At 68.5% G+C, this 24826-nt stretch carries 21 protein-coding genes and 1 pseudogene; 13 read left to right on the forward strand and 9 right to left on the reverse strand.

The window, feature by feature from the left end; translation table 11 throughout:
* Positions 1 to 5: 5 nt before the first annotated feature.
* Positions 6 to 1385, forward strand: coding sequence for a phospholipase D-like domain-containing protein (locus tag AC1DMS_RS09535; protein ID WP_018903044.1), 1380 nt, complete (start codon positions 6 to 8; stop codon positions 1383 to 1385).
* Here the strand turns inward: AC1DMS_RS09535 and AC1DMS_RS09540 are convergent.
* Positions 1363 to 2070 (reverse strand): TetR/AcrR family transcriptional regulator, encoded by a 708-nt coding sequence (locus AC1DMS_RS09540; protein ID WP_018903045.1) that lies wholly within the window; start codon positions 2068 to 2070, stop codon positions 1363 to 1365. The two genes, AC1DMS_RS09535 and AC1DMS_RS09540, sit on opposite strands and share 23 nt — an antisense overlap.
* Before the next feature lie 99 nt (positions 2071 to 2169).
* Between AC1DMS_RS09540 and AC1DMS_RS09545 the strand changes: the two genes are divergently transcribed.
* From AC1DMS_RS09545 to AC1DMS_RS09565, 5 genes are all read left to right on the forward strand, one after another.
* The gene (locus AC1DMS_RS09545) at positions 2170 to 3180 is read left to right on the forward strand and encodes an HlyD family secretion protein (protein WP_436289081.1); all 1011 of its coding nucleotides are present in this window, start codon (positions 2170 to 2172) and stop codon (positions 3178 to 3180) included.
* 132 nt (positions 3181 to 3312) lie between these two features.
* On the forward strand, positions 3313 to 5094 hold the full coding sequence (locus tag AC1DMS_RS09550; RefSeq protein ID WP_478180920.1) for an ATP-binding cassette domain-containing protein: 1782 nt from the start codon (positions 3313 to 3315) through the stop codon (positions 5092 to 5094).
* Positions 5091 to 6224 (forward strand): ABC transporter permease, encoded by a 1134-nt coding sequence (locus AC1DMS_RS09555; RefSeq protein WP_478180921.1) that lies wholly within the window; start codon positions 5091 to 5093, stop codon positions 6222 to 6224. Before AC1DMS_RS09550 ends, AC1DMS_RS09555 begins: the two co-directional genes overlap by 4 nt.
* Before the next feature lie 13 nt (positions 6225 to 6237).
* Positions 6238 to 7356, forward strand: coding sequence for an ABC transporter permease (locus AC1DMS_RS09560; protein ID WP_478180922.1), 1119 nt, complete (start codon positions 6238 to 6240; stop codon positions 7354 to 7356).
* 10 nt (positions 7357 to 7366) lie between these two features.
* A complete protein-coding gene (locus tag AC1DMS_RS09565) occupies positions 7367 to 8896 on the forward strand; it encodes an efflux transporter outer membrane subunit (RefSeq protein ID WP_478180923.1) in 1530 nt (509 codons plus the stop codon).
* On the opposite strand, the gene AC1DMS_RS09570 is transcribed toward AC1DMS_RS09565, so the two are convergent.
* The gene (locus AC1DMS_RS09570) at positions 8893 to 9945 is read right to left on the reverse strand and encodes an ROK family protein (RefSeq protein WP_436043176.1); all 1053 of its coding nucleotides are present in this window, start codon (positions 9943 to 9945) and stop codon (positions 8893 to 8895) included. The two genes, AC1DMS_RS09565 and AC1DMS_RS09570, sit on opposite strands and share 4 nt — an antisense overlap.
* A 144-nt stretch (positions 9946 to 10089) precedes the next feature.
* Between AC1DMS_RS09570 and AC1DMS_RS09575 the strand changes: the two genes are divergently transcribed.
* On the forward strand, positions 10090 to 11619 hold the full coding sequence (locus AC1DMS_RS09575) for an ABC transporter permease/substrate-binding protein (RefSeq protein ID WP_478181062.1): 1530 nt from the start codon (positions 10090 to 10092) through the stop codon (positions 11617 to 11619).
* 49 nt (positions 11620 to 11668) lie between these two features.
* Here the strand turns inward: AC1DMS_RS09575 and AC1DMS_RS09580 are convergent.
* A pseudogene (locus AC1DMS_RS09580) lies at positions 11669 to 12508 on the reverse strand (LysR family transcriptional regulator); the annotation flags it as partial.
* Positions 12509 to 12581: 73 nt separating this feature from the next.
* On the opposite strand from AC1DMS_RS09580, the gene AC1DMS_RS09585 reads away from it, so the two are divergent.
* Positions 12582 to 13835, forward strand: a complete 1254-nt coding sequence (locus AC1DMS_RS09585) for an MFS transporter (RefSeq protein WP_478180924.1) — start codon at positions 12582 to 12584, stop codon at positions 13833 to 13835.
* Positions 13836 to 13893: 58 nt separating this feature from the next.
* Here AC1DMS_RS09585 and AC1DMS_RS09590 read toward each other — a convergent pair whose 3' ends face one another.
* From AC1DMS_RS09590 to AC1DMS_RS09615, 6 genes are all read right to left on the reverse strand, one after another.
* Positions 13894 to 15330 (reverse strand): aldehyde dehydrogenase family protein, encoded by a 1437-nt coding sequence (locus AC1DMS_RS09590; RefSeq protein WP_278878942.1) that lies wholly within the window; start codon positions 15328 to 15330, stop codon positions 13894 to 13896.
* 86 nt (positions 15331 to 15416) lie between these two features.
* The gene (gene gudD / locus AC1DMS_RS09595; RefSeq protein WP_478180925.1) at positions 15417 to 16772 is read right to left on the reverse strand and encodes a glucarate dehydratase; all 1356 of its coding nucleotides are present in this window, start codon (positions 16770 to 16772) and stop codon (positions 15417 to 15419) included.
* Between the two features lie 32 nt (positions 16773 to 16804).
* Positions 16805 to 17254, reverse strand: a complete 450-nt coding sequence (locus AC1DMS_RS09600) for a nuclear transport factor 2 family protein (RefSeq protein ID WP_436035470.1) — start codon at positions 17252 to 17254, stop codon at positions 16805 to 16807.
* A 48-nt stretch (positions 17255 to 17302) separates the two neighbouring features.
* Complete coding sequence (kdgD, locus tag AC1DMS_RS09605; RefSeq protein WP_012746871.1) at positions 17303 to 18214, reverse strand: 5-dehydro-4-deoxyglucarate dehydratase; 912 nt, start codon at positions 18212 to 18214, stop codon at positions 17303 to 17305.
* A gap of 43 nt (positions 18215 to 18257) precedes the next feature.
* The gene (locus AC1DMS_RS09610) at positions 18258 to 19232 is read right to left on the reverse strand and encodes a Bug family tripartite tricarboxylate transporter substrate binding protein (protein WP_012746870.1); all 975 of its coding nucleotides are present in this window, start codon (positions 19230 to 19232) and stop codon (positions 18258 to 18260) included.
* A gap of 82 nt (positions 19233 to 19314) precedes the next feature.
* Positions 19315 to 20136 (reverse strand): FadR/GntR family transcriptional regulator, encoded by an 822-nt coding sequence (locus AC1DMS_RS09615; protein ID WP_012746869.1) that lies wholly within the window; start codon positions 20134 to 20136, stop codon positions 19315 to 19317.
* A gap of 61 nt (positions 20137 to 20197) precedes the next feature.
* On the opposite strand from AC1DMS_RS09615, the gene AC1DMS_RS09620 reads away from it, so the two are divergent.
* The 5 genes from AC1DMS_RS09620 (at position 20198) to AC1DMS_RS09640 (ending at position 24801) form a co-directional block, all read left to right on the forward strand.
* Positions 20198 to 21031, forward strand: a complete 834-nt coding sequence (locus tag AC1DMS_RS09620) for an NAD-dependent epimerase/dehydratase family protein (RefSeq protein ID WP_278878940.1) — start codon at positions 20198 to 20200, stop codon at positions 21029 to 21031.
* Positions 21021 to 21911, forward strand: a complete 891-nt coding sequence (locus AC1DMS_RS09625; RefSeq protein ID WP_478180926.1) for an SMP-30/gluconolactonase/LRE family protein — start codon at positions 21021 to 21023, stop codon at positions 21909 to 21911. The genes AC1DMS_RS09620 and AC1DMS_RS09625 overlap by 11 nt, the downstream gene beginning before the upstream one ends.
* A gap of 56 nt (positions 21912 to 21967) precedes the next feature.
* A complete protein-coding gene (locus AC1DMS_RS09630; protein ID WP_012746866.1) occupies positions 21968 to 22945 on the forward strand; it encodes a TRAP transporter substrate-binding protein in 978 nt (325 codons plus the stop codon).
* Positions 22946 to 23008: 63 nt separating this feature from the next.
* Entirely contained in the window at positions 23009 to 23497 is a 489-nt protein-coding gene (locus tag AC1DMS_RS09635; protein WP_012746865.1) for a TRAP transporter small permease, read from the forward strand.
* Positions 23498 to 23505: 8 nt separating this feature from the next.
* On the forward strand, positions 23506 to 24801 hold the full coding sequence (locus tag AC1DMS_RS09640) for a TRAP transporter large permease (RefSeq protein WP_012746864.1): 1296 nt from the start codon (positions 23506 to 23508) through the stop codon (positions 24799 to 24801).
* Positions 24802 to 24826: the final 25 nt, after the last annotated feature.

Raw genomic sequence — 24826 nt, forward strand, 5'->3', positions numbered from 1 at the left:
GCCACATGCCGAATTCCATATTCGACTGGCTCCCCTCTCCGTCCCAGCATTTTCTCGTCGTCACCTTTGCGCTGCTGGTCTATGTGCTGACCACGCGCGCGCGCCGCGAGCAGCGCGCCCCCACCACGGCCATTGCCTGGGTCATGGGGCTGGTGCTGATGCCCTACATCATCCTGCCGATGTACCTGCTGTTCGGCCAGCGCAAGCTGCGACCCGCGGGCTCGCCGCGGCCGCCGCGCACGGCCGCGCGCGGGCACTGGGCGGCCGACCTCATCGAGAGCTTCGGCCTGGCGCCGCCCGGGCGCTGCGAGATCCGGCTGCATGCCGATGGCGACGCCGCGCGCGAGGCGTTGTGGCAGGTGATCGACGGGGCGCGCGAGCGCATCGACGTGTGCACCTTCATCATCGGCGACGACGCGCTGGGCCATGCCGTGATCGAGCGGCTGGCGCTGCGCGCGCGCGAAGGCATCAAGGTACGCGTGCTGCTCGACGGCTTCGGCGCGCTGACCCTGCCGCGGCGCCATATGCGCCTGCTGCGCGCGGCGGGCGGCGAGATCGCCGTGTTCCGCCCTTTCTTCAGCCTGCGCCGCATCGGGCCGCGCAACCTGCGCAACCACCGCAAGTTCACCATTGCCGACGACGGCTGGCTGTGGTCGGGCGGGCGCAACCTCGCGAGCGAATACTTCGCCGGCAACGACGCGCAACCCGACGCCTGGCGCGACCTTTCGTTCGACCTGCGCGGCAGCGTGGCCGCCGCGGCGGCGCGCCAGTTCGACCACGACTGGAGCTCGGTGCGCGGGCGCAAGGCGCGCGCCATCACGGCCGACGACGTGGCGGAAAGCGCGGGCAGCGCCATGGCGCAGTTCCTGCCGAGCGGCCCCGACCAGACCGAGGACACCGCCCATGCACTGCTGATCGATGCCTGCTTCCGCGCCGAGCACCGCGTGCTCGCCGTCACGCCCTACTTCGTGCCCGGCGACGGGCTGCGCGATGCGCTGCGGCTGGCCGCGCGGCGCGGCGTGCAGGTGACCATCGCCATGCCCGCGCGGTCGAACCACCGCCTGGCGGACTTCGTGCGCGCACGCGCCATGCGCGACCTGGCGCGTGCCGGCGTGAGCTTTCGCATGCTGCCGTTCATGGCCCACGCCAAGGCCGTGGTGGTCGACGACGAACTGGCCATGTGCGGCTCCATCAACCTCGACCTGCGCAGCCTGCTGCTCAACCACGAGGCGGCCGTGGTGTTCTACGGCCCGCGAGAGATCGATTGGCTGGCCGAGTGGATCGACACCATCGCCTCCGCCGGCGAGCCCTACCGCGCGCGGCGGCCGGGCCTGGTGCGCGACGTGGCCGAGGGACTGCTGCTCACCGTCGCCTTCCAGCTTTAACGGGCGCCGCCTCCTTCGCGATGGCGTCGAGGCCCGCGAACACGTAGCGCATCAGGTCGTCCGCGAGGCCCTCCGCATCCTTCAGCGCCGGCAGCACCTTGCTCGCCAGGTCCTTGGGTGCCACCGTCATCACGATGCAGGGCAGCACCGCGAACAGCAGGCCACGCTGCACCGAGGGATGGTCCTCGGGCAGGCCCATGATGCCGCCGATCAGGCCGCGGATCAGCCGGGCCTTGGGCAGCACCGCCTGGCGGATCAGCGCGGGCAGCGCCGGAGACGGCGACAGCGCCTCGCGCAGCACCACGCGAAAGCCCCAGGGCGCCTTGGACTGGCTGCCCATCTCGACCAGGTGCGTGAGGAAGGCGCGCAACTTGAGCCGCGGATCGCCGGCCTCGCTGGCCAGGGTGATCAGCTCGTCCATGCTCACGAGCTGGCGGTGCGCCTCGATCAGCACGGCCTCGTAGAGTCCGTCCCGGCTGCCGAAGTGGTAGTTGACCGCCGCCATGTTGGTGCCGGCGCGCGTGCAGATTTCCTTGCTGGTGCTCTCGGCGAAGCCGCGCTCGGCGAACAGTTGGCCCGCGGTTTCGAGGATGTGCAGGCGCGTGGTGCTGCCGTCGGTGCGCTGGGTGCGCGCCGCGCCCTCGCGCGCTGCGGGGGAGCGGGTGGTGGAAGAGCGTGTCGCCATGCGCCAAGGTTAATCGAACTGAAAAAATACTTCAAATTCAAATTTCAATTTGATAACATCCGGCCGTTATCCGACCCGGAAACCGGCAGGAGCCCGCCCATGAACAAGAAACCCTTCATTGCCGCGGCCGCCGTGGCGTTGGCCGCTGCGGCCGGCGGCTGGTGGTACTTCAGCCGCTCGGCCGCACCGTCCGACCAGCTCGTGCTGTACGGCAACGTCGATGTGCGCCAGGTCTCGCTCGCCTTCAATGCCAACGAGCGCGTGGCGGAGCTCGCGGTGCGCGAAGGCGACCACGTGCGGGCCGGGCAGGTGCTGGGCCGGCTCGACACGCGCTCGCTGGTGCTGCGCGTGGCGCAGGCGCAGGCGCGCATCGGCGTGCAGGAGCAGGCGCTGCTGCGCCTGAAGACCGGCAGCCGCCCCGAGGAACTGGCGCAGGCCGGCGCCCAGGTGGCCGCGGCGCAAGCCGATGCCGACCTGGCGCAGCAGCAGCTCGCACGCCTGCAGGCCATCGGCCAGACCACCGCCGGCCGCGCCGTGAGCCAGCAGGACCTCGACAGCGCGCAGGCCCGCCGCAAGGTGGCGCTCGCGCAGCTGGACAACGTGCGCAAGGCGCAGCAGCTCGCGGTGGCCGGCCCGCGCAAGGAAGACATCGCGCAGGCGCAGGCCCAGCTCGAATCCGCGCGCGCCGACCTCGCGCTCATGAACCACCAGCTGGCCGAAGCCGAGCTCAAGTCGCCCATCGATGCCGTGGTGCGCGCCCGCCTGCTCGAGCCCGGCGACATGGCTTCGCCGCAGCGCCCGGCCTTCACGCTGGCCATCACCGATCCCAAGTGGGTGCGCGCCTATGTGGCCGAGCCCGACCTCGGCCGCGTGCGGCCCGGCCAGCCGGCCAGCGTGGCCACCGACAGCCAGCCCGGCCAGCCGATCGCGGGCAAGGTGGGCTACATCTCGTCGGTGGCCGAGTTCACGCCCAAAACGGTGCAGACCGAGGAGCTGCGCAGCAGCCTGGTCTACGAGATCCGCGTGATGGTCGACGACAAGGAAGACCGGCTGCGGCTCGGCATGCCAGCCACTGTGCGGCTGCAGCTGTCGTCGACCGGCAAGCCGTGATGACCGATCTCATCGATCGTCCGTGCGCATTGCTCCCTCCCCTTCCGGGGGAGGGCTGGGGTAGGGGCGCCCCCATCCCAACCTTCCCCCGAAAGGGGAAGGAGCAAGACCGCATGCCCGGAGGGAGGTTGAATGCTGCGCGTTGAGCCGGCCGTCAGCGGACGCTCCCTGCACAAGCGCTTCGTGGCCAAGGGCTCGAAGCAGGTGGTGCGCGCGCTCGACGACGTGTCGCTCGAAGTGCCCACCGGCACGCTCACGGCACTGGTCGGCCCCGACGGCGCCGGCAAGACCACGCTGCTGCGGCTCATGGCGGGCCTGATGCGCGCCGACGAGGGCGAGCTGCGCGTGCTCGGCATCGACGTGTCGGCCGATCCGCAGGCAGTGCAGGACCGCATCAGCTACATGCCGCAGCGCTTCGGCCTCTACGACGACCTGAGCGTGCAGGAGAACCTTGACCTCTACGCCGACCTGCATGGCGTCTCCGCGGACAAGCGCCGCGAGCGCTATGCGCGGCTGATGGAAATGACCGACCTCGGCCGCTTCACCAGCCGTCCCGCGGGCAAGCTCTCGGGCGGCATGAAGCAGAAGCTCGGCCTGGCCTGCACGCTGGTGCGCTCGCCCGACCTGCTGCTGCTCGACGAGCCCACCGTGGGCGTCGATCCGCTCTCGCGGCGCGAGCTCTGGCAGATCGTGCAGCAGCTGGTCGGCGAGGAAAAGCTTTCGGTGATCGTGAGCACCGCCTACCTCGACGAGGCCGAGCGCTGCAGCCACGTGTTCGTGCTGCAGGAGGGCCGGCTGATCGCAGAGGGCACGCCGGACGAGATCCGCGGCCATGCCGAGGGCACCTGCTTCGTCGCGGCGCCGCCCGAGGGCGAGGCGCCGCGCCTGATGCAGGCGCGCCTGCTCGATGCGCGGCAGCAGATCGTCGATGCCGTGCCGCAGGGCGGCGAAGTGCACTTCATCCGCCGCCCGGACGCGGACGACGCGGCGCTCGAAAAGCTGCTGGCCGGCGCGCGCGCCGAACCCGTGCCGCCGCGGCTCGAGGACGGCTTCATGACACTGCTGCGCACGCGGCAGGCCAGCGACACGAACATTGCCCCATCGGCGGCGAGCGAAGGCCTTGCGCCGGCCGAGGGTGAACCCGGCGAAGTGGTCATCGAGGTGAAGGACCTGGTGCGCCGCTTCGGCGACTTCGTGGCCGTGGCCAGCACCAGCTTCTCGGTGCGGCGCGGCGAGATCTTCGGCCTGCTGGGGCCCAACGGCGCCGGCAAGACCACCACCTTTCGCATGCTCTGCGGCCTCCTGCCCGCAAGCGGCGGTCAGCTGCGCGTGGCCGGCGTCGACCTGCGCCATGCGCGCGCGCAGGCCCGCCAGCGCATCGGCTATGTCTCGCAGAAGTTCGCGCTCTACGGCAATCTCACGGTGCGCGAGAACCTCTCGTTCTTTGGCGGCGCCTACGGCCTGCGCGGGCAGAAGCTGCAGGGGCGCATGGACACGGTGCTGCGGCAGTTCGACCTCGAGCGCGAACTCGACGCGCCCAGCGGGCAGCTGCCCGGCGGCTACCGGCAGCGCCTGGCCATGGCCACGGGCCTGCTGCACGAGCCCGATATCCTGTTTCTCGACGAGCCCACCAGCGGCGCCGATCCGCTTGCGCGGCGCGAGTTCTGGCGCCGCATCACGGCGCTGGCCGAAGGCGGCACCACCGTCGTCATCACGACCCACTTCATGGAAGAGGCCGAGTACTGCGACCGCATCGTGATCCAGGACGCCGGCAAGGTGCTGGCCATCGGCACGCCGCGCGAGGTGCGCGCGCAGGCGCAGGACGGCGCAGACGGCGGAAGGCGCATCGACATGGAGCAGGCCTTCATCGGCATCGTCGAGAAGGCGCGGCAGGAAGAAAGGAGACAGCCATGAGCGGCTTCGGCACCCGGCTCGTCTCGCTCACGCGCAAGGAATTTCGCCAGCTGCTGCGCGACCGCAGCAACCTGGCCATCGGCATCCTGCTGCCGATGGTGCTGATCCTGATCTTCGGCTATGGCATGTCGCTGGACGTGAAGAACGCACCGGTGGCCGTGGTGGTCGAAGATTCCTCGCCCACCGCGCACGAGGCCATTGCCGGCCTGCAGCTCTCGCCCACCATCGCACCCGTGCTGCTGGGCTCGATGCACGATGCCGAGGCCCTGATGCGCGAGCGCAAGGTCGATGGCATCGTGCGCGTGCCCGCCGACTTCTCGCGCGCGCTGGCCGCGGGCAATGCGCGCGTGCAGCTCATCGTGCATGGCGCCGACGCGGGGCGCGCCACCATCATCCAGGCCTATGTGAGCGGTGCGCTGGCGCAAGCGGCCCTGCGCCAGGCCGACCGCGGCGGCGGCGCCGGTGCGGCTGCGCCTTCGGCGGGCCGCGTGACGGTGGAGCAGCGCATGTGGTTCAACGCCGCGAACACCAGCACCTGGTACCTGGTGCCCGGGCTCATCGTGCTCATCATGACGCTGATCGGCGCCTTTCTCACCGCGCTGGTGATGGCCCGCGAATGGGAGCGCGGCACGCTCGAGGCGCTGTTCGTCACGCCGGTGCGGCCGGTGGAAATACTGCTGGCCAAGATCATTCCGTATTTCGCGGTCGGCATGCTGGGCCTTGCGCTGTGCCTGCTGGCCGCGCGCTTCCTGTTCGCGGTGCCGATGGTCGGCTCGCTGTTCGCGGTGGTGCTCAGCTCGATGCTCTACCTGATCGTGGCGGTGAGCCTGGGGCTGGTGATCTCGTCGGTCACGCGCAACCAGTTTCTTGCGAGCCAGGTGGCGCTGATCGCCACGTTCATGCCCTCGATGATGCTGTCGGGCTTCCTGTTCGACCTGCGCAACGTGCCCACCGCCGTGCGCGTGATCGGCCACCTGCTGCCGGCCACCTATTTCATGGACCTGATCAAGACGCTGTTCCTCGCGGGCGACGTCTGGCCGCTGATCTGGCGCAACTGCGCGGTCCTCGTGGCCTATGCCGTGGGCCTGCTGCTGCTGGCCCGCCTGGTGACGCGCAAGAGCCTGGACTGAAGGGGAGCATTCCATGATCGACTTCCTGCTGCGCATTGCCAACCTCTGCAAGAAGGAGCTGCTCGCCATCTTCAAGGACCCGGCCAGCCGCGTGATCCTGTTCGTTCCGGCCATCATGCAGAGCCTCATCTTCGGCTACGCCGCCACCTACGACCTCTCGAACGTGCCCTATGCGCTGCTCGACCAAAGCCGCACGGGCGCCTCGACCGAACTCATTGCGCACCTGGACAGCACCGGCGTCTTCCATCGCGTGGCCACGCTGCGCACGCAGGCCGACATCCGCGAGGTGATCGATACCGAGAAGGCGCTGCTGGTGATCCAGATCGCGCCCAACTTCGAACAGCAGCTCGGCGCGGGCCAGCCCGCGGCCATCCAGCTGGTGCTCGACGCGCGCAACTCCAACACCGCGGGCTCCGCGGCCGGCTATGTGGGCGCGGTGGTCGAGCGCTACAACGCCGAGCTGCGCACGCGCGCCGGCGCGCCGCCGGTTCCGCTCACCATTGAATCGCGCGCCTGGTTCAACCCGAACCTCCAAACGCGGTGGAACCTGCTGCCCGGCCTGATTGCCGCGCTCAGCATGCTGCAGACGCTGCTGCTCACCGCGCTCTCGGTGGCGCGGGAGCGCGAGCAAGGCACCTTCGACCAATTGCTGGTCACGCCGATGTCGCCGCTCGAGATCATGATCGGCAAGGCGCTGCCGCCGGTGCTGGTGGGCCTTGCGCAGTCGACGTTGATCCTGCTGGTCGCGCTGTTCTGGTTCGGCATTCCGATGGCGGGCTCGCTCATCACGCTCTACACCGGGCTGGTCTTCTTCACGGTGGCCAGCGTGGGCATCGGCCTGTCGATCTCGGCGGTGTCGGCCAACATGCAGCAGGCCATGCTCTACACCTTCGTGCTGCTGATGCCGATGATGCTGCTCTCCGGCCTGACCACGCCGGTGCGCAACATGCCGCACGTGCTGCAGCTGATCACCATGGCCAACCCGCTGCGCTTCGCGATCGACCTGGTGCAGCGCGTCTACCTCGAAGGCGTGGGCCTGGCCACGGTGTGGCACAACCTGATTCCGCTGTCGATCATCGCCATCGTCACGCTGCCGCTGGCGGCCTGGCTGTTTCGCCATCGTCTGGTCTAGGGAGCACTCCATGTCCGCATCGCGCACCCTCTTCTCCTGTTCCGCGCTCGCGCTCCTTCTTGCAGGCTGCGCCGTGGGGCCCGACCACCGGCCCGCGCAGCCGCAGGCGCCGGCCGACTGGTCCGCATGGCACGGCGGCTCGGCGGCGCTGCTCGGCGCCGAGCGCAAGGCCGCGCCCACGGCCGCCGCATCCGGCGACTGGAAGGCCTTCGGCGATCCGCTGCTCGACCAGTTGCAGGCCCGCGCGCTCGCGGCCAATCACGACCTGCAGACCGCGGCCCTGCACTTCGCGCAAAGCCGCGTGCAGCGCACCGCGGCCGCGGCGCAGCAGGCGCCACAGCTCAATGCCAGCGCCAGCGTGAACCGGCAGCGCCAGAGCGAGAGCGGCGCCGCCACGCGGATGATCGATGCGCTGGGCTCGTCGGTCGCCAACCGCGACCAGCTGATCCGCACGCTCAGCGAGCCCTACAACCTTTACCAGGCCGGCTTCGACGCCTCCTGGGAAATCGATCTCTGGGGCCGCGTGCGGCGCAGCATCGAGGCCGCCGATGCGGATGCCGGCGCATCGGCCGCGCTGCTGCAGCAGGCGCAGCTCAGCGTGCAGGCCGAGGTGGCGCGCAGCTACTTCGAACTGCGCGGCGCGCAGCGCGAACTGCGCGTGGCGAACGCCGACATCGCGGCCGCGGCCGAATCGCTCGAGCTGGTGCAGGCGCGTGCCGACGGCGGCCTGGTCACCGACCTGGACCCGACGCGCCAGCGCACGCAGCTGGCCGAACTCAAGGCGCGCATCCCCATGCTGCTGCAGCAGGAGGCGCAGGCGATGAACCAGATCACGCTGCTGACCGGCGCAGCGCCGGGCGCGCTGAATGCCGAGCTCGCGCCAGCTTCCGAGGGTGCGGGCAATCCGCTCGAAGCGCCGCCACCGCCGCCGCTGCCCGAGCTTGCGCTGGGCCTGCCCGGCGACGTGGTGCGCCGGCGCCCCGACATCGCCGCGGCCGAAGCCCAGCTGCATGCCGCCACCGCGCGCATCGGCGTGGCGGTGGCCGACCTCTATCCGCGCGTCACGCTCGGTGCGGGCTTCGGGTACGAATCGGCCGGCAGCGAGCGTTTCGGCGAATGGGGCAGCCGGCAATGGCATGTCGGGCCTTCCATCAGCCTGCCGATCTTCGACAACGGCCGGCGCCGCAGCACGGTGAACCTGCGCGAGCTGCAGCAGCAGGAAGCCGCGGTGGCCTTCCAGCAGGCCGTGCTCAAGGCATGGCACGAGATCGATTCGGCGCTCAGCGCCTACGCCGCCGAGCGCCAGCGCCATGCCGAGCTGGCCGAGCGCGAGCGCAGCAGCCGCGATGCGCTCACGCTGGCGCATGCGCGCTATGCGAACGGACTCACGGATTTCGGCGTCGAACTCGATGCGCGCCGCGCACTGCTGCAGGCGCGGCGCGACCAGGTGCAGAGCACGAGCCGCATGGCGGTGGGCATGGTGGCGGTCTACAAGGCGCTCGGCGGCGGCATTCCCGCGGCGCCCGGCACTCCAGGCTAGAAGGTGTTGGTGAAGCTCGCATTGCCGAGCCCGGTGCCGATCGTCAGCACGCCCCAGTGGGACACGTCGCGCATGAAGGGCAGTTCGCTCAGCCCCTGCACCACCGCGTCGTTGTGCATCAGGATCAGCGTGGGGCCGGAGCCGATCATCGGCATGCGGCGCCACAGCGCGCTCGGCAGGTGGAACGCGCGGCTTTCCCAATCGCCCGGCAGGTTCTGCGTGCCGCGCTCGATCGAGCCGTCCTTGCGGATCAGCCCGGGGCAGGCAATGCCGATGAAGGGCGCCAGGCGGATGTGCTTGCGCTCGCAGTAGCGCACCATGTCCTCGAGCATGGCCGCGATGCGCTCGACCATGCCGGTGCGGTTCGGGTCGTCGTCCGCATGCCGCCATTTCTCCCGCCGCACCACCTTGGCCAGCGACAGGTCGCGCGCCTTGCGCCGGCGCGTCTTCACGATGCCGCAGCGCACGTTGGTGCCGCCGATGTCCACCGCCAGGATGGCGTCGTGCTTCTTGAGCATGGCCGGCGGTGCCAGGTGCACCCAGCCGATCAGGCCGCCGTCGTCGACCTCGTGCGACAGGCGCCCGAGCTGGACGTGAACGCCCAGCTCCTCGAGGATGGCGGCGGTCTGCAGGATGGCGCGCTCGCCCACGTCGCTTTCGGTGAAGCCGCCGCCCACCACGATGCGCTCCACCTTCTTCCATGAGGGCTGGCGCGTGAAGCGCTGGATCACGAGGGCCAGTTCCTCGGCGAACTCCTCGATGGCGCCGTGCATCAGGTCGCCGGCCGCCGAGGTCTTCAGCAGCACGCGGTCGAGCTGCTTCTTGCTGAGGTCGCGCGAGTGTTCCTTGCCCAATGGATCGGTGCCCGTCTTGCGGCGGCGCTTGCGCCAGCGCTCGAGCAGTTCCCTGAAGGCCGTCTGGCTGGCCTGGTCGCCCACGAAGCCGTCCTTGTCGCGCAGCTGCAGGCTGTAGCCCTCGACCCGAAGGCCCGGGAGTTCGCGCAGGCCGTGAACGTCGGGGCCGGGCAGGAGATGGGTTTTCTTCTTCATGGCGGCCACTATGGGCGCGGCTGCATCTACGAAGCATCGGTAGCCCGCACCAGGGTTTGTAGGAGATTGGCGGGTACGCCGGCCAGGGCCTCTGTCAACGCTATTTCTATACACTGGCCTGCGATGCCACTGCCCCACCACCGCATGCTGCGCGCCGCCTTGTTGTTCCTTGCCATGGCCTGGCTCGGTGCCGTTGCATCGGCGCAGCCCGGCGAGGGCACGCTGCGCGTCGGTTCCAAGCGCTTCACCGAGTCGTACATCCTGGCCGAGCTGCTCGCGCAGACCGCCGCGCCGCACACCGCATCGCCGCCGGTGGTGCGCCAGGGGCTCGGCAACACGGCCATCGTGTACGAGGCGCTGCGTTCGGGCGCCATCGATCTCTATGCCGAATACACCGGCACCATCGCGCTCGAAATTCTCAAGGGTTCGCCGGCGGAAACGCGCGAGGCCATGAACGCGGCGCTGGCGCCCATGGGCCTGGGCGTGGCGATTCCGCTGGGCTTCAACGACGGTTATGCACTGGCCGTGCGGGCGGCCGATGCCGAGCGGCTCGGGCTGCGTACGCTGAGCGATCTTGCAAAGCATCCTGAACTCAAGCTCGGCCTGTCGAACGAATTCCTCGGCCGCGCCGACGGCTGGAAGGGCCTGGCCGCACGCTACGGCTTCACGCAGGCGCCCACCGGCCTCGACCATGGCCTGGCCTACGAAGCCGTGGCCGCGAAGCAGATCGACGCGATCGACATCTACACCACCGACGCCAAGATCGAGCATCTCGGCCTGCGCGTGCTCGAAGACGACAGGAAATACTTTCCGCGCTACGACGCCGTGGTGCTCTACAGGCTCGACCTGCCCACGCGGCTGCCCCAGGCCTGGGCCGCGTTGAAAACGCTCGAAGGCCGCATCGACGAACACGCGATGATCGCGATGAATGCGCGCGCCGAACTCCAGAGCGTGCCCTTCGACACCATTGCGCGCGACTTCCTGGCCGGCGCAGGCCAGGGCGCAAAGACCCAGGAGCCCCGGCGCGGCTTCAGCGCCAAGCTGTTCGGCCCCGATCTCTGGCAGCTCGCGCGGCAGCACCTGGTGCTGGTCGCCGTATCGGTGGGCGTGGCGATCCTGGTCGGCGTGCCGCTCGCGATCCTGGTGTTTCCGCATGTGCGGCTGCGCGCGCTGGTGCTCGGCTTCGCGAGCCTGCTGCAGACCGTGCCTTCGCTCGCGCTGCTGGCCGTGCTGATCTCCATGCTCGGTGCGATCGGCGCGCTGCCTGCGCTGATCGCGCTCACGCTCTATTCGCTGCTGCCGATCATGCGCAACACCGTGACGGGCCTGGCCGAAGTGCCGAACGGCCTGCGCCTGGCCGGCACCGCGCTGGGCATGACGCCGCCGCAGAGCCTGCGGCTGGTGCTGCTGCCGCTGGCACTGCCCACACTGCTGGCGGGCGTGCGAACGGCCACCGCCATTGCCATTGGCACCGCGACCATCGCGGCCTTCATCGGCGCGGGCGGATTCGGCGAGCGCATCGTCACGGGGCTCGCGCTCAACGACCGCGAGCTGCTGCTGGCCGGCGCGCTGCCGGCCGCGGCGCTGGCGTTGCTGAGCGAGGGGATCTTCGAGCTCGTGGAGATGCTGATGCGCCGCCGGCGCCGGGCGCCGCCGCCTTCGCTTCCGCCATGAGGCATTCGCGCAGCAGCGTAGCACCCGCTCCCAGCGCCTTGTCGCCGCGGTGGCAGAAATGGCACTGCTGGCTGGTTCCACCGCCGGGGCCGATGCGGCTCACCGGCAACTGCACCAGCGTTCCGGCGGCCAGGTCGCCGGCCACCAGCCACGACGGCATCTTTCCCCATCCCAGGCCCGCGCGCAGCAGCGCGAGCTTGATGTACATGTCGGTCACGCGCCAGGTCGAGGGCGAGAGCACATCGATGTCGTAGCCCTGGCTGAGCGTGCTCGGGTCTTCCACCACGACCTGCACGTGCTCCGCCGCGGCGGCATCCAGGCCCCCGGCACCGCGCCGGCCCGCATGGACCGCCAGCGCATGCGACGGCGCAGCGACGGCCAAGGTATGAAGCTGCATGAGGAATTCGCGGCTGATTTTTTCGTCGGCATGGCCGAAGGCCGCAATGGCGAGATCGCACCGACCCGAATTCAATGCATCGACGGTGCCGCCCATCGAGCTGTATTCCACGCGGATGGCAATGCTCGGGTAGACCGCATGCATGCCACGCAGCGCGCTGGCCAGGAGCTCCGGCGGAAAGAGCGTGTCCACCGCAACTGCCAGCCCGAGCTCGATGCCCTGTTCGAGCCCCTGCGCGCGCGAGCGCAGCGCCTCGACCTTCGACAGGATGACCCGCACGTCGCCCAGCAGTGCCTTGCCCGTGGGCGTGAGCACCGGCTTGTGGCCGGAACGGTCGAAGAGCCGCACCTGGAGCTGTTCCTCGAGATTGGCAATGGCATGGCTCACGGCCGACTGCACCCGGTGCAGCCGGGCCGCGCCGGCACGGAAGCTGCCGGCATCCGCCACGGCAACGAACATCTGCATCTGGCTCAGCGTGAGGATGTCCAGCATGATCTGTCCAATCGATTGAGTTGGCCGATATTATTCGCTTTCATTGATCGGGTGCCCGCTGCAAAGTGGCGGCATGCAGAACCGAATCGAAATGCGCGGCGCCACATCGCCACCCGCCGCCGCGCCGCTCTCACCTTCTTCAACGCACTGGCTCGGCGTGGCGCTGGTCGTGGCCGCCGGGGTCGTGGCGTCCCTCCAGGTCGGCAAGGTCGCCATTGCCGTGCCGCAGTTGCGCACGGACTTCGGGCTCGACCTCACGATGGTCGGCTGGCTCATGGCAACGTTCTCGCTGCTGGGCGTGGTTGGCGCGGTGCCGGTCGGCGCGTGGGTCGCGCGCGCCGGCGACAGGCGCCTGCTGGTGGCCGGCCTGCTGGCCATTGCCATCGGCAGCATGGTCGGCGCATGGGCCCACGGCATTGCCATGCTGCTGATCGGCCGCGTCGTCGAAGGCCTGGGTTTCGTGCTGATCACCATTGCCGGCCCTTCGGTGCTGCAGCGCATGGTCGCGCCCGGCGGCAAGGACCTTGCCTTCGCGATCTGGAGCTGCTTCATGCCCGCCGGGATTGCCATCGCGCTCTTCAGCGGCTCGCTGCCGGGCAGCTGGCGCGGCTTGTGGCTGGGCAATGCCGCGCTTGCGGGCTTGATCGCGGTGCTGGTGCTGGCGGGCGTTTCGCGCGGCGCGAGTGCAAATACCCGCGAGGCACTGGTCTCGTGGCGCAGCATGGCCCGCGACGCGGCCGCCACGGCAAAGGCCGGCGCGCCGGCGCTGATCGCCGCTTCGTTCGTGATCTACAGCCTGCAGTTCTTCGCGCTCTTCAGTTTTCTGCCGGTGCTGCTGATCGAGCGCATGGGCGTGGGCACGGCCACCGCCGGACAGCTGAGCGCCGCGGCCTGCTGCGTCAACGTGGCGGGCAATCTTGCGGCCGGCATGCTGCTCCAGCGCGGCATCGCGCGCTGGCTGCTCGCGGCACTGGCCAGCGCGGCGATGGGCATCGCGTCCATCGGGATCTTCCTGCCGGTGCTCGGCGCAGTGCCGGCCTTTGTGCTGTGCCTGGTTTTTTCGGGCGTGGGCGGCCTGCTTCCCGCAACGCTGATCGGCACCTCTCCCATCGTGGCACCGAGCACGCGGCTGGTCCCGATGTCGATGGGCTTGCTCATGCTGGGCAGCAATCTCGGCCAGATGATCGGCCCCGTGATCGTGGGCGGTGCAGTGGATTCGCTGGGCTGGCCGGCGGCCGCCGCCATCGTCGCCCTGGCGGGCGCAATGGGCGTGCTGCTTGCACTGGGCCTGCGCCGCTCGATGGCGCGCGGCGGCCATCGGCTGTAGGGCGGACAAAGTGGACGGCCAGCGCCGGGCGCGTGCGGCGCCCGGCGCGGGGGTGGCATCAAGCCAGCGTGTACGCCGTCTTCACCGTGGTGAAGAACTCCTGCGCATACTTGCCCTGCTCGCGCGGGCCGTAGCTCGAGCCCTTGCGCCCGCCGAACGGCACGTGGTAGTCCACGCCCGCCGTGGGCAGGTTCACCATCACCATGCCGGCCTGGCTGTGGCGCTTGAAGTGCGTGGCGTACTTCAGGCTGGTGGTCGCAATGCCGGCCGACAGGCCAAACTCGGTGTCGTTGGCCGTGGCCAGCGCCTCTTCGTAGTTCTTCACCCGGATCACGCTCGCCACCGGGCCGAAGATCTCTTCCTTGTTGATGCGCATCGCCGCCGCCGATTCGCTGAACAGCGCCGGCGACATGTAGTAGCCGTCGGTCTCCAGCTTCAGCAGTTCCCCGCCGGCCGCCAGCGTGGCGCCCTCGCCCTTGCCGATGGCGATGTATTCCATGTCCTGGTCCAGCTGCGACTTCGAGGAGACCGGGCCCACGTCGGTGCCCTGCGCCAGCGCATCGCCCACCTTGATCTTGGCCATGCGCGCCTTCATCGCCTCGATGAACTTGGGGTAGATGCCTTCGGTCACGATCAGCCGGCTCGACGCCGTGCAGCGCTGGCCGGTCGAGTAGAAGGCGCTTTGCACGCTGAGCTCCACGGCCTGGGCCAAGTCGGCGTCGTCCAGGATCACCTGCGGGTTCTTGCCGCCCATCTCGAGCTGCACCTTCTTGTGGTTGGTCACGCACTGCACCGCGATGTTGCGGCCCACGCCGACCGAGCCGGTGAAGCTGATGGCATGGATGCCGGGGTGGCTGACCAGCGCGTTGCCGATCACGCTGCCGCGGCCCATCACCAGGTTGAACACGCCCGCCGGAATGCCCGAGCGGCTGATGATCTCGGACAGCGCCCAGGCGCAGCCGGGCACGAGGTCGGCGGGCTTGAGCACCACGCAGTTGCCGAAGGCCAGGGCCGGGGCGATCTTCCAGGCCGGGATGGCAATGGGGAAGTTCCAGGGCGTGATCAGGCCGACCACGCCGACCGGCTCGCGCGTGATTTCCACGCCGATGTTGGGGCGCACCGAGGGCAGCACTTCGCCTGCGAGGCGCAGGCATTCGCCGGCGAAGAACTTGAAGATCTGGCCGGCGCGGGTGGCTTCGCCGATGCCTTCGGCCTTCGTCTTGCCTTCTTCACGGGCGAGCAGGGTGCCGAGCTCTTCCTTGCGCGCGAGGATCTCGGTGCCGATCTTGTCCAGGGCATCGGAGCGCGCCTGGATGCTGCCGGTGGCCCAGGCCGGGAAGGCGGCGGTAGCGGCGGCCACGGCGGCCTCGACATCGGCAGCCGTGCCCTGCGCGTAGTGGCCCAGCACGTCGGACAGGTTGCTGGGGTTGAGGTTGGGGCTGTAGCTTGCGCCGGCACGCCATTCGCCGCCGATCAGGTTGTCGAAGTTTTGCATGAGGATTCCTTGTGCTGCTCGATGGAAAGAAAGAAGCCGGAGCACTGCGTGTCCGGCTGCGGAAATGGAAACGGGAGACTAAACCTTCAGCGCACCATGCAGGGTTTTTTATTGTCGAAAGTCCATCCCTGAATCAGGTATTGCATCGCCTGCGCATCGTTGCGCGCGCCCAGGCCATGCTTCAGGTACAGCTGGTGCGCCTTCTCGACTTCGTCCATGTCGAGCTCCACGCCCAGGCCGCCGCGCGTGGGCACCTTCACGTAGCCGCCTTCGATCTGCAGCGGCGCCTTGGTCAGGCGCTGGCCGTCCTGCCAGATCCAGTGCGTGTCGATGGCCGTGACCTTGCCCGGCGCGGCCGCGGCCACGTGCGTGAACATGGCGAGCGACACATCGAAGTGGTTGTTCGAGTGCGAGCCCCAGGTCAGGCCCCAGGCCTGGCACAGCTGCGCCACGCGCACCGAGCCCTGCATCGTCCAGAAGTGCGGATCGGCCAGCGGAATGTCGACCGACTGCAGCGAGAGGCTGTGCACCATCTCGCGCCAGTCGGTGGCGACCATGTTGGTGGCCGTGGGCAGGCCCGTGGCGCGGCGGAACTCGGCCATCACCTCGCGGCCCGAGAACACGCCTTCGGCGCCGCAGGGGTCTTCGGCATAGGCCATGACGCCGTGCAGGTCGCGGCACAGGCGGATCGCATCGGCCAAGAGCCAGCCGCCGTTCGGGTCGAGCGTGACGCGCGCCTTGGGAAAGCGCTCGTGCAGCGCGCGGATGGCCTCGACTTCTTCCTCGCCGCGCAGCACGCCGCCCTTGAGCTTGAAGTCGGTGAAGCCGTAGCGCGCATGCGTGGCCTCGGCCAGGCGCACGATGGCTTCGGGCGTCATGGCTTCTTCGTGGCGCAGGCGAAACCAGTCGTTGTCGGCGTTCGGGTCGGTCTCATACGCCAGGTCGGTCCTGGTGCGGTCGCCCACGTAGAACAGGTAGCCGAGCATCTGCACCGCGTCGCGCTGCTGGCCTTCGCCGAGCAGTGCGGCCACCGGCACTTCGAGGTGCTGGCCCAGCAGGTCGAGCAAGGCCGCCTCGACGGCGGTGACCGCATGGATGGTCACGCGCAGGTCGAAGGTCTGCTGGCCGCGCCCGCCGCTGTCGCGGTTGGCAAAAGCACTGCGCATGCTGTTGAGCACTGCGTGGTGTTTGCCCAGGGGCTGGCCCACGATGAGGCCGCGCGCATCTTCGAGCGTCTGGCGGATCTTCTCGCCGCCCGGCACTTCGCCCACGCCGGTGTGGCCCGCGCTGTCGGTCAGGATCAGCAGGTTGCGCGTGAAGAACGGGCCGTGCGCGCCGCTCAGGTTCATGAGCATGCTGTCGTGGCCCGCGACGGGCACCACGCGCATGCCGGTGACCACGGGTGCGCCGGAGATGGGAGAAGCGGAGTCTGGAAGTGTCATTTTTTGCGCGAGCCCTGGAAGAAAAAATGCTGCTAGATCCGAACGGCCTGGCGGGCCAGCATCTTCCACTCGCCGCCCTGTTTTTGCCAGATGCCGAGGATCTTGAGCGCCACCTTGCCGGGCTTGCCCGAATCGTTGGTGTCGGCCGCGAGCGTGTGGCGCACGATCGCAACGTCGCCCGCCAGCTTGATGGTCTGGTCGGTGATCGTGATGCTCACGAAGTCCGACTTGCCGGCCACCAGGTCGCCGATGAAGCTGGCCTTGGTGTCGACCTTGCCGCTCGAATGGCCGTAGCTCAGGTCGTCGGCCACCAGTGCGCCAAGGGCGGCCGGCGTGGGATCGATCATTGCAAGGCGCAGCCGCTCGGCGGCCGCGGCCACGGCCGGCTCGGCCGAAGCACCGCCGCCCGCGGGCGCCATGGCACAGCCCGAAAACATGACGGCCGATGCGGCAATGAGGAAGAACTTCTTGATGATGGACATGCGTTGTCTCCGTTGTTGTTTGTTGTCGTCGTTCCCGGCCCCGGCCGCTTACTGCGGGCCGAGCGCGTCGATCAGCGCCTTGAGCTGTTCCATCTCGGCGGGCTGGAGGTCCGTGAGCGGCGTGCGCACCGGGCCGGCGTCGTGGCCGACGATCTTGGCACCGGCCTTGACGATGCTCACCGCATAGCCGGGCACGCGGTTGCGCAGATCGAGATACGGCATGAAGAAGTTCTTGAGCAGGCGGTGCTGCGTGGGCAGGTCGTCGGCGGCAACGGCCTTGTAGAAATCCATCGCGGTCTTCGGGATGAAGTTGAAGACGGCCGACGAATACACCGGCGTGCCCAGCGCCTTGTAGGCCGCGGCATAGACCTCGGCCGTGGGCAGGCCGCCCAGGTAGGCGAAGCGGTCGCCCATCTTCTGGTAGATGGCGACCATGGCTTCGATGTCGCCCACGCCGTCCTTGAAGCCGACGAGGTTGGGGTTGCGCTCGGCCAGCGCGGCCAGCGTCTCGGGCTTGAGGCGGCTGGTGGCGCGGTTGTAGACGATCACGCCGAACTTCACGCTCTTGCACACGGCTTCCACGTGCGCGGCCAGGCCTTCCTGGCCGGCTTCGGTCAGGTAGTGCGGCAGCAGCAGGATGCCGTGCGCGCCGGCCTTCTCGGCCGCCTGCGCGCACTGGATCGCAAAGCGCGTGGGGCCGCCGGCGCCCGCGATGATCGGCACCACGCCGCGGCAGGTGTCGACCGCGGTCTGGATGATGCCGGGGTACTCGTCGCCCGTCAGCGAGAAGAACTCACCGGTGCCGCCGGCCGCGAACAGCGCGCTCGCGCCGTAGGGAGCGAGCCATTCGAGACGCTTCTCGTAGCCCTTCTTGTTGAAGTCCCCGTTCGCGTCGAAGTCGGTCAACGGGAACGAGAGCAGGCCGGAGCCCATGATGGATTTGAGTTCTTGAGGGTTCATCGAGACACCAATGAGTGAGTTGAAAAATGGATGCTGAGGGCGCTCAGTCCAGCTTGATGCCGGCGTCGGCAACGACCTTGGCCCAGCGCGCGCGCTCCTTGCCGAAGAACTGCTCTTCCTCGGCCGGCGCCATGGTCACGACCTCGGCGCCCTGCCCCGCAAGGCGCGAGCGGATGTCGGCCGTGCGGATGACGGTGATCAGTTCCTTGTTGAGGCGCTGCACGATGGCGTCGGGCGTGCCCCTGGCCACGCGCACGCCCTGCCAGGTGCCCGACTCGAAGCCGGCCACGCCCTGCTCCGCGATGGTGGGCACTTCGCCGATCAGCGGCATGCGCGTCGCTTTCGACACGCCGAGCACCTTGAGCTTGCCGCTCTGCACATGCGGCAGGGTGGCGAGCATGCCGTTCATCAGGATCTGCGTCTGGCCGGCGACCGTGTCCTGCACCGCCTGCACGCCGCCCTTGTAGGGCACGTACTGCCAGCGTGCGCCGCTCGCACGCTCCAGCGCCACGCCGGCCAGGTGCGGCGCACTGCCGGTGGCGGTGACGGCGAAGTTGATTTCCGACTTCTTCGACAGCGCGATCAGTTCCTTCAGGTTGTTGGCCTGGACCGAGGGATGCACCACCAAGAGGTGCGGCGAATAGGCCAGCATGGTCACGCCGCGCAGGTCCTTGGAAGGATCGAAAGGCAGCCGCGTGTAGACCGAGGGGCTGATGGCGAGCGCGCCGACGTCGCACAGCAGCAGCGTGTAGCCGTCGGGCTTGGACTTGGCGACGAAATCGGCGCCGAGGTTGCCGTTGGCGCCCGGCTTGTTGTCGACGATGACCGGCTGGCCCAGCGCTTCCGACAGCGGCTGGCTGATGGAGCGGGCAATGATGTCGGACGAACCGCCCGGCGGGTACGGCACCACGATGCGCACCGGCCTGGACGGCCAGTTGTCGGCGGCATGCACGCCACCGGCCGCAAGCACCCCGCCGCCCAGGGCGCCTAGCATCAGATCACGTCGTTTCAAGCTCATTCTGAGTCTCCTGCTGGGTTGTGTTGTCAGTCATCGTACAACTAGGAATGACACTTGTCCAGCCTCTGCTCGAAATTTCTTCTCAGGGAGCCGCTGGCGGCGTCTTGGCCGCGGCCTGCTGGGCCGCTTCCTGCGCCACGCGCAGCCGCTCGCGGCTGTTGGTCAGGTGGATGCGCATGGCCGCGCGGGCCGATTCGGGATCGCGGCGCGCGATGGCCGCGTAGATCTCTTCGTGCTCGCGGTTCACGCGGCTCAGGTACTCGCCGCGCCGGTCGTAGTTGCGGATGGCGGTGATGCGCGTGCGCGGAATGATCGTGGTGCCCAGGTGGCTCATGATGTCCGCGAAGTACGGATTGCCGGTGGCCTGGGCGATCTGCAGGTGGAAGCGGAAATCGGGCGCCACGGTGTCCCCCGCCACCGCCACGTTGCGCTCGAAATCGTCGAGCGCCTGGCGCATCGCGAGCAGCTGCTCCTCGGTGCGGCGCGTGGCGGCCAGCCCGGCGGATTCGGTCTCGAGGCTGATGCGCAGCTCGAGCACCGCCAGCACGTCCACCGAGGTGGCGATGTCGGCGGAATCGAGCCGGAACATGCCGGCCGCGCGCGGCTGCAGCACGAAGGTGCCCACGCCGTGGTGCGTTTCCACCAGCCCCGCCGCCTGCAGCTTGGACAGCGCCTCGCGCACCACGGTGCGGCTCACGCCGAAGGATTGCATGATGGCCGACTCGGTCGGCAGCTTGTCGCCCGGGCGCAGCTGCTGGCTGCGGATCTTCTCGCCCAGGTCCTCGACCAGCCCGTGGGCGAGCCCGCGTGCGCGCGGACGCGGGCGCCCCACGAAGGGCGTGCCGGCGGCAACTTCTGTCGCCGCGTCGGAAATTGAGGGATTACCCGCAGTCGTCTGGACCATGGTCACGATAATAATCCCGCATTAGTTGTACGACAACAGATAACTTCTCAGGCCAGCAAAAATGTCGACGTCCCATCAAGCCCCCAACACCCCGCTCCACCGGATTCTGCTGACCGGCGCCGCCGGCGGACTGGGCAAGGTCCTGCGCGAACGCCTGCGCCCCTACGCCCGGATCTTGCGCCTTTCCGACATTGCCGCCCTCTCCCCTTCCGAGGGCGCGCACGAAGAAGTCGTGCCCTGCGATCTTTCGGACAAGGCCGCGGTCCACGCACTGGTCGAGGGCTGCAGCGCCATCGTGCACCTGGGCGGCGTTTCGGTCGAGCGGCCGTTCGAGGAAATCCTCGAGGCCAACATCAAGGGCGTCTTCAACGTCTACGAAGCCGCGCGCCGCCACGGCGTGAAGCGCGTGGTGTTCGCAAGCTCCAACCACGTGATCGGCTTCTACAAGCAGAGCGAGCACATCGACGCCCACGCCCCGCGCCGGCCCGACGGCTACTACGGCCTGTCGAAGTCCTTCGGCGAGGACATGGCGCAGTTCTATTTCGACCGCTGGGGCATCGAGACGGTGAGCATCCGCATCGGCTCGTCCTTTCCCGAGCCGCTCAACCGCCGGATGATGAGCACCTGGCTCAGCTACCGCGACCTGACCACGCTGCTCGAGAAGTCGCTCTTCACGCCCGGCGTGAAGCACACGGTGGTCTACGGCATGTCCGACAACCGCGACGTCTGGTGGGACAACAGCGCCGCCGCCCACCTGGGCTTCGTGCCGCAGGACAGCTCCGAGGTGTTCCGCGACAAGGTCGAGGCGCAGCCGCCCGTGGCGCCGACCGATCCCAACGCCATCTACCAGGGCGGCGCCTTCACGGCACAGGGACCGTTCGGCGATGCAGGCTGAGCTCGTCTTCGATGCGCGCAACGGCACCGGCGAAAGCCCGGTGTGGCATGCCGCGGAGCAGGCGCTCTACTGGGTCGACATTCCGGCGCGCACGCTGAACCGCTGGCATGCGAGCGAAGGCCATGCCCAGTGGCATGCGGACGAAATGATCGCCTGCATCGCGCCGCGCGCCGATGCGCCCGGCGCCTGGATCGCCGGCATGGAAAGCGGCCTCTTCTCGCTCGCGCCGCAGGCCGGCGGCACGCTGGCCGCCACCGCGCTCGCACCCGTGGCGCATGCCGTGCTCGCGATGCGCTTCAACGACGGCCGCTGCGACCGCCAGGGCCGCTTCTGGGCCGGCACGATGCTGCAGGACATGGCTGCCGGCGCGCGCGTCGGCCGGCTCTACAGCTACGCCAAGGGCAGTGCCGGCGCCGCCATGCGGCTGGACGACTTCATCGTGCCCAACGGGCTTGCCTTCAGTCCCGACGGCCGCACGATGTACCTCTCGGATTCGCATCCCGCGGTGCAGGCCATCTGGTCCTTCGACTACGACACCGACACCGGCACGCCGCACAACCGCCGCCTGTTCGCCGACATGAAGCCGCTGCCCGGCCGCCCCGACGGCGCGGCCATGGACGCCGACGGCTGCTACTGGATCTGCGGCAACGACGCGGGCCTGGTGCACCGCTTCACACCCCAGGGCCGGCTCGACCGCTCGCTCGAAGTGCCGGTGAAGAAGCCCGCGATGTGCGCCTTCGGCGGCCCCGCGCTCGACACGCTCTTCGTCACCTCGATCCGGCCCGGCGGCGTCGACCTGTCGGACCAGCCCCTGGCCGGTGGCGTGTTCGCGCTGCGGCCCGGCGTGGCGGGCGTTCCCGAGCCGGCGTTCGGCGGCTGACCCTTTTTCTTCTTTCTTTCTTTTTTCACGACAACCACCACGCAGAGGACGAGACAATGAAGCTCCACAAGACCCTGATCGCACTTGCCGTCGGCGCCGCAGCCGCGCTCACCACACTGGCTGCCAGCGCCACCGAGTTCCGCTCGGCAGACATCCATCCCGACGACTACCCGACCGTGACCGCGGTCAAGTTCATGGGCGAGCGGCTCAAGGCGCTCTCCGGCGGCAAGCACAGCATCAAGGTGTTCAACAACAGTTCGCTCGGCAGCGAGAAGGACACCATCGAGCAGACCAAGATCGGCGCGCTGCAGATGGTGCGCGTGAACATCGCCCCGATGAACAACATCTGCGCCGAGACGCAGGTGCCGACCATGCCCTTCCTGTTCCGCTCGGTGGACCACCTGCACAAGGTGCTCGACGGCCCGATCGGCGAAGAGATCCTGAAGTCGTGCGAGAAGCAGGGCTTCGTCGGCCTCGCCTACTACGACAGCGGCGCGCGCTCGATGTTCACGGCCAAGAAGCCGGTGCGCAGCTTTGCCGACATGAAGGGCCTGAAGGTGCGCGTGCAGCAGTCCGACCTGTGGGTGTCGATGCTCGAGGCCATGGGCGCCAACGCCACGCCGATGCCCATGGGCGAGGTCTACACGGGCCTGAAGACCGGCCTGATCGACGCCGCCGAAAACAACTACCCGACCTACGAAAGCGCCCGCGCCTTCGAAGTGGCCAAGTACTACAGCAAGACCGAGCATTCGATGGCACCCGAGATGCTGCTGTTCTCCAAGCGCGCGTGGGACAAGCTCTCGGCCGAGGAGCAGGGCTGGATCCGCCAGGCCGCCAAGGAATCGGTGCCCTACATGCGCAAGCAGTGGGAAGAGCGCGAGATCAAGTCGCTCGCCACGGTGAAGGCCGGCGGCGCCGAGATCATCGAAGTCGACAAGGCCCCGTTCCAGGCCGCGATGAAGCCGGTGTATGACAAGTTCATCACGGACGCGAAGCTCAAGGACCTGGTCAAGCGCGTGCAGGACACGAAGTAAGTCCGCCTCCTCGACCTGGCTCCTCCCCTTCCTTCCCCCTCCGGGGGAAGGGCAAAGAAATCTATGTACACCAAACTTTGCCGCACCCTCGCCCGTGCCTGCATGTGGTTGGGCATCCTCGGGCTCGTCGCGGTGATCTGCGCCGTGAGCTGGCAGGTGTTCGGCCGCTACGTGCTCAACAACACCCCCACCTGGGCTGAAAGCCTGGCGCTGCTGCTGGTGCTCTACGTCACGATGTTCGGCGTCGCCGTCGGCGTGCGCGACGCGGGCCACATCGGCCTCGAATCCTTCCTCGTGCTCGCGCCCGACTGGCTGCGGCTGAAGATGGAATACCTGATCCACGCACTGATCCTCGTGTTCGGCCTGGCCATGGCCTGGAATTGCGCCTCCCTCGCCGAATCGGTGTGGGACTACCGGCTGCCCACGCTCTGGATCTCCGAGGGCTGGAAATACGTGCCCGCCTCCGTGGCCGGCGTTCTCATCGTGATGTTCTCCATCGAACACATCATCGCGCTCGCCCAAGGCCGCGAAGTCGAACCCGCCTGGGCCTGAACCGCATCATGACGATTCCTCTGCTCATTCTTTGCCTCTCGTTCACGCTCTTCCTGCTGCTGGGCGTGCCGGTCGCTTTCTCGATCGGCCTCTCGGCCCTGTCCACGCTGCTGTATGAAGGCCTTCCGCTGGAAGTCGGTTTCCAGCAGATGACCTCCGGCATGGGCATCTTCTCGTTCCTTGCGATTCCGTTCTTCATCTTTGCCGGCGAGCTGATGCTCTACGGCGGCATTGCGGACCGCATCGTCAACTTCGCGCGCAACGTCGTGGGCCACGTGCGCGGCGGCCTCGGCATGTCGAACGTGGTGGCCTGCACGCTGTTCGGCGGCGTCTCGGGCTCGCCCGTGGCGGACGTCTCGGCCATGGGCGCCGTGATGATCCCGATGATGAAGAAGGAGGGCTACCACGCCGACTACGCGGTCAACGTGACGACCCATGCGGCCCTGGTCGGCGCGCTGATGCCGACCAGCCACAACCTGATCATCTATTCGCTCGCGGCGGGCGGCAAGGTGTCGATCGCGGCGCTGATCCTGGCGGCGCTGCTGCCGGCGGCGGTGCTCACGCTCAGCAACCTCGCGGCCGCCTACCTGGTGGCGGTGAAGCGCGGCTACCCGGCCGGCAGCTTTCCGGGCTGGGCCATCGTGGCGCGCTCGTTCGCGGCGGCGCTGCCGGGCCTGTTCATCGTGGTGCTGATCCTCGGGGGCATCCTGTCGGGCGTCTTCACGGCGACCGAGTCGGCGGCCGTGGCGGTGCTCTATGCGCTGGCGCTCACCATCTTCGTCTACCGCACGCTGAAGTGGGAGCACTTCGTCAAGGCGGCCTCGAAGGCGGTGCGCACCACCGGCGTGATCCTGCTGCTGATCGGCATCTCCAGCACCTTCGGCTACCTGATCAGCCTGTACGGCGTGGCCGAACTCACGGGCCAGATGCTGTCGCAGATCACGAGCACGCCGTGGGTGATCTTCCTGCTCATCAACATCATCCTGTTCGTGCTGGGCACCTTCCTCGACATGGCGGCAACGATCCTGCTGTGCACGCCGATCTTCCTGCCCATTGCACAGCACTACGGCATGAGCTCGGTGCAGTTCGGCATCGTGATGCTGATCAACTGCGCGCTCGGCCTGAACACGCCGCCGGTGGGCACCACGCAGTTCGTGGGCTGTGCGATTGGCGGCGTGTCGGTGGGCACGGTGATGAAGACCATCTGGCCGTTCTACGGTGCGCTGATCTTCGCGCTCGCGGTGGTCACCTTCGTGCCGGCCTTCTCGACCTGGCTGCCGAGCATGTTCATGGTCGTGAAGTAACGGCAGCACAAAGCAAGACAGAGGT

Source organism: Variovorax sp. 05T418 (genome assembly GCF_056396385.1).

What these genes read in the sequence shown, in the direction of transcription:
- AC1DMS_RS09570 (WP_436043176.1), bottom strand. Translation starts at nt 9,945, where the DNA reads ATGAAGAAGAAAACCCATCTCCTGCCCGGCCCCGACGTTCACGGCCTG.
- gudD (WP_478180925.1), bottom strand. Translation starts at nt 16,772, where the DNA reads ATGACACTTCCAGACTCCGCTTCTCCCATCTCCGGCGCACCCGTGGTC.
- AC1DMS_RS09550 (WP_478180920.1), top strand. Translation starts at nt 3,313, where the DNA reads ATGCTGCGCGTTGAGCCGGCCGTCAGCGGACGCTCCCTGCACAAGCGC.
- AC1DMS_RS09615 (WP_012746869.1), bottom strand. Translation starts at nt 20,136, where the DNA reads ATGGTCCAGACGACTGCGGGTAATCCCTCAATTTCCGACGCGGCGACA.
- AC1DMS_RS09590 (WP_278878942.1), bottom strand. Translation starts at nt 15,330, where the DNA reads ATGCAAAACTTCGACAACCTGATCGGCGGCGAATGGCGTGCCGGCGCA.
- AC1DMS_RS09640 (WP_012746864.1), top strand. Translation starts at nt 23,506, where the DNA reads ATGACGATTCCTCTGCTCATTCTTTGCCTCTCGTTCACGCTCTTCCTG.
- AC1DMS_RS09535 (WP_018903044.1), top strand. Translation starts at nt 6, where the DNA reads ATGCCGAATTCCATATTCGACTGGCTCCCCTCTCCGTCCCAGCATTTT.
- AC1DMS_RS09635 (WP_012746865.1), top strand. Translation starts at nt 23,009, where the DNA reads ATGTACACCAAACTTTGCCGCACCCTCGCCCGTGCCTGCATGTGGTTG.
- AC1DMS_RS09575 (WP_478181062.1), top strand. Translation starts at nt 10,090, where the DNA reads ATGCTGCGCGCCGCCTTGTTGTTCCTTGCCATGGCCTGGCTCGGTGCC.
- AC1DMS_RS09545 (WP_436289081.1), top strand. Translation starts at nt 2,170, where the DNA reads ATGAACAAGAAACCCTTCATTGCCGCGGCCGCCGTGGCGTTGGCCGCT.
- AC1DMS_RS09565 (WP_478180923.1), top strand. Translation starts at nt 7,367, where the DNA reads ATGTCCGCATCGCGCACCCTCTTCTCCTGTTCCGCGCTCGCGCTCCTT.
- kdgD (WP_012746871.1), bottom strand. Translation starts at nt 18,214, where the DNA reads ATGAACCCTCAAGAACTCAAATCCATCATGGGCTCCGGCCTGCTCTCG.
- AC1DMS_RS09620 (WP_278878940.1), top strand. Translation starts at nt 20,198, where the DNA reads ATGTCGACGTCCCATCAAGCCCCCAACACCCCGCTCCACCGGATTCTG.
- AC1DMS_RS09625 (WP_478180926.1), top strand. Translation starts at nt 21,021, where the DNA reads ATGCAGGCTGAGCTCGTCTTCGATGCGCGCAACGGCACCGGCGAAAGC.
- AC1DMS_RS09585 (WP_478180924.1), top strand. Translation starts at nt 12,582, where the DNA reads ATGCAGAACCGAATCGAAATGCGCGGCGCCACATCGCCACCCGCCGCC.
- AC1DMS_RS09560 (WP_478180922.1), top strand. Translation starts at nt 6,238, where the DNA reads ATGATCGACTTCCTGCTGCGCATTGCCAACCTCTGCAAGAAGGAGCTG.
- AC1DMS_RS09610 (WP_012746870.1), bottom strand. Translation starts at nt 19,232, where the DNA reads ATGAGCTTGAAACGACGTGATCTGATGCTAGGCGCCCTGGGCGGCGGG.
- AC1DMS_RS09630 (WP_012746866.1), top strand. Translation starts at nt 21,968, where the DNA reads ATGAAGCTCCACAAGACCCTGATCGCACTTGCCGTCGGCGCCGCAGCC.
- AC1DMS_RS09600 (WP_436035470.1), bottom strand. Translation starts at nt 17,254, where the DNA reads ATGTCCATCATCAAGAAGTTCTTCCTCATTGCCGCATCGGCCGTCATG.
- AC1DMS_RS09555 (WP_478180921.1), top strand. Translation starts at nt 5,091, where the DNA reads ATGAGCGGCTTCGGCACCCGGCTCGTCTCGCTCACGCGCAAGGAATTT.
- AC1DMS_RS09540 (WP_018903045.1), bottom strand. Translation starts at nt 2,070, where the DNA reads ATGGCGACACGCTCTTCCACCACCCGCTCCCCCGCAGCGCGCGAGGGC.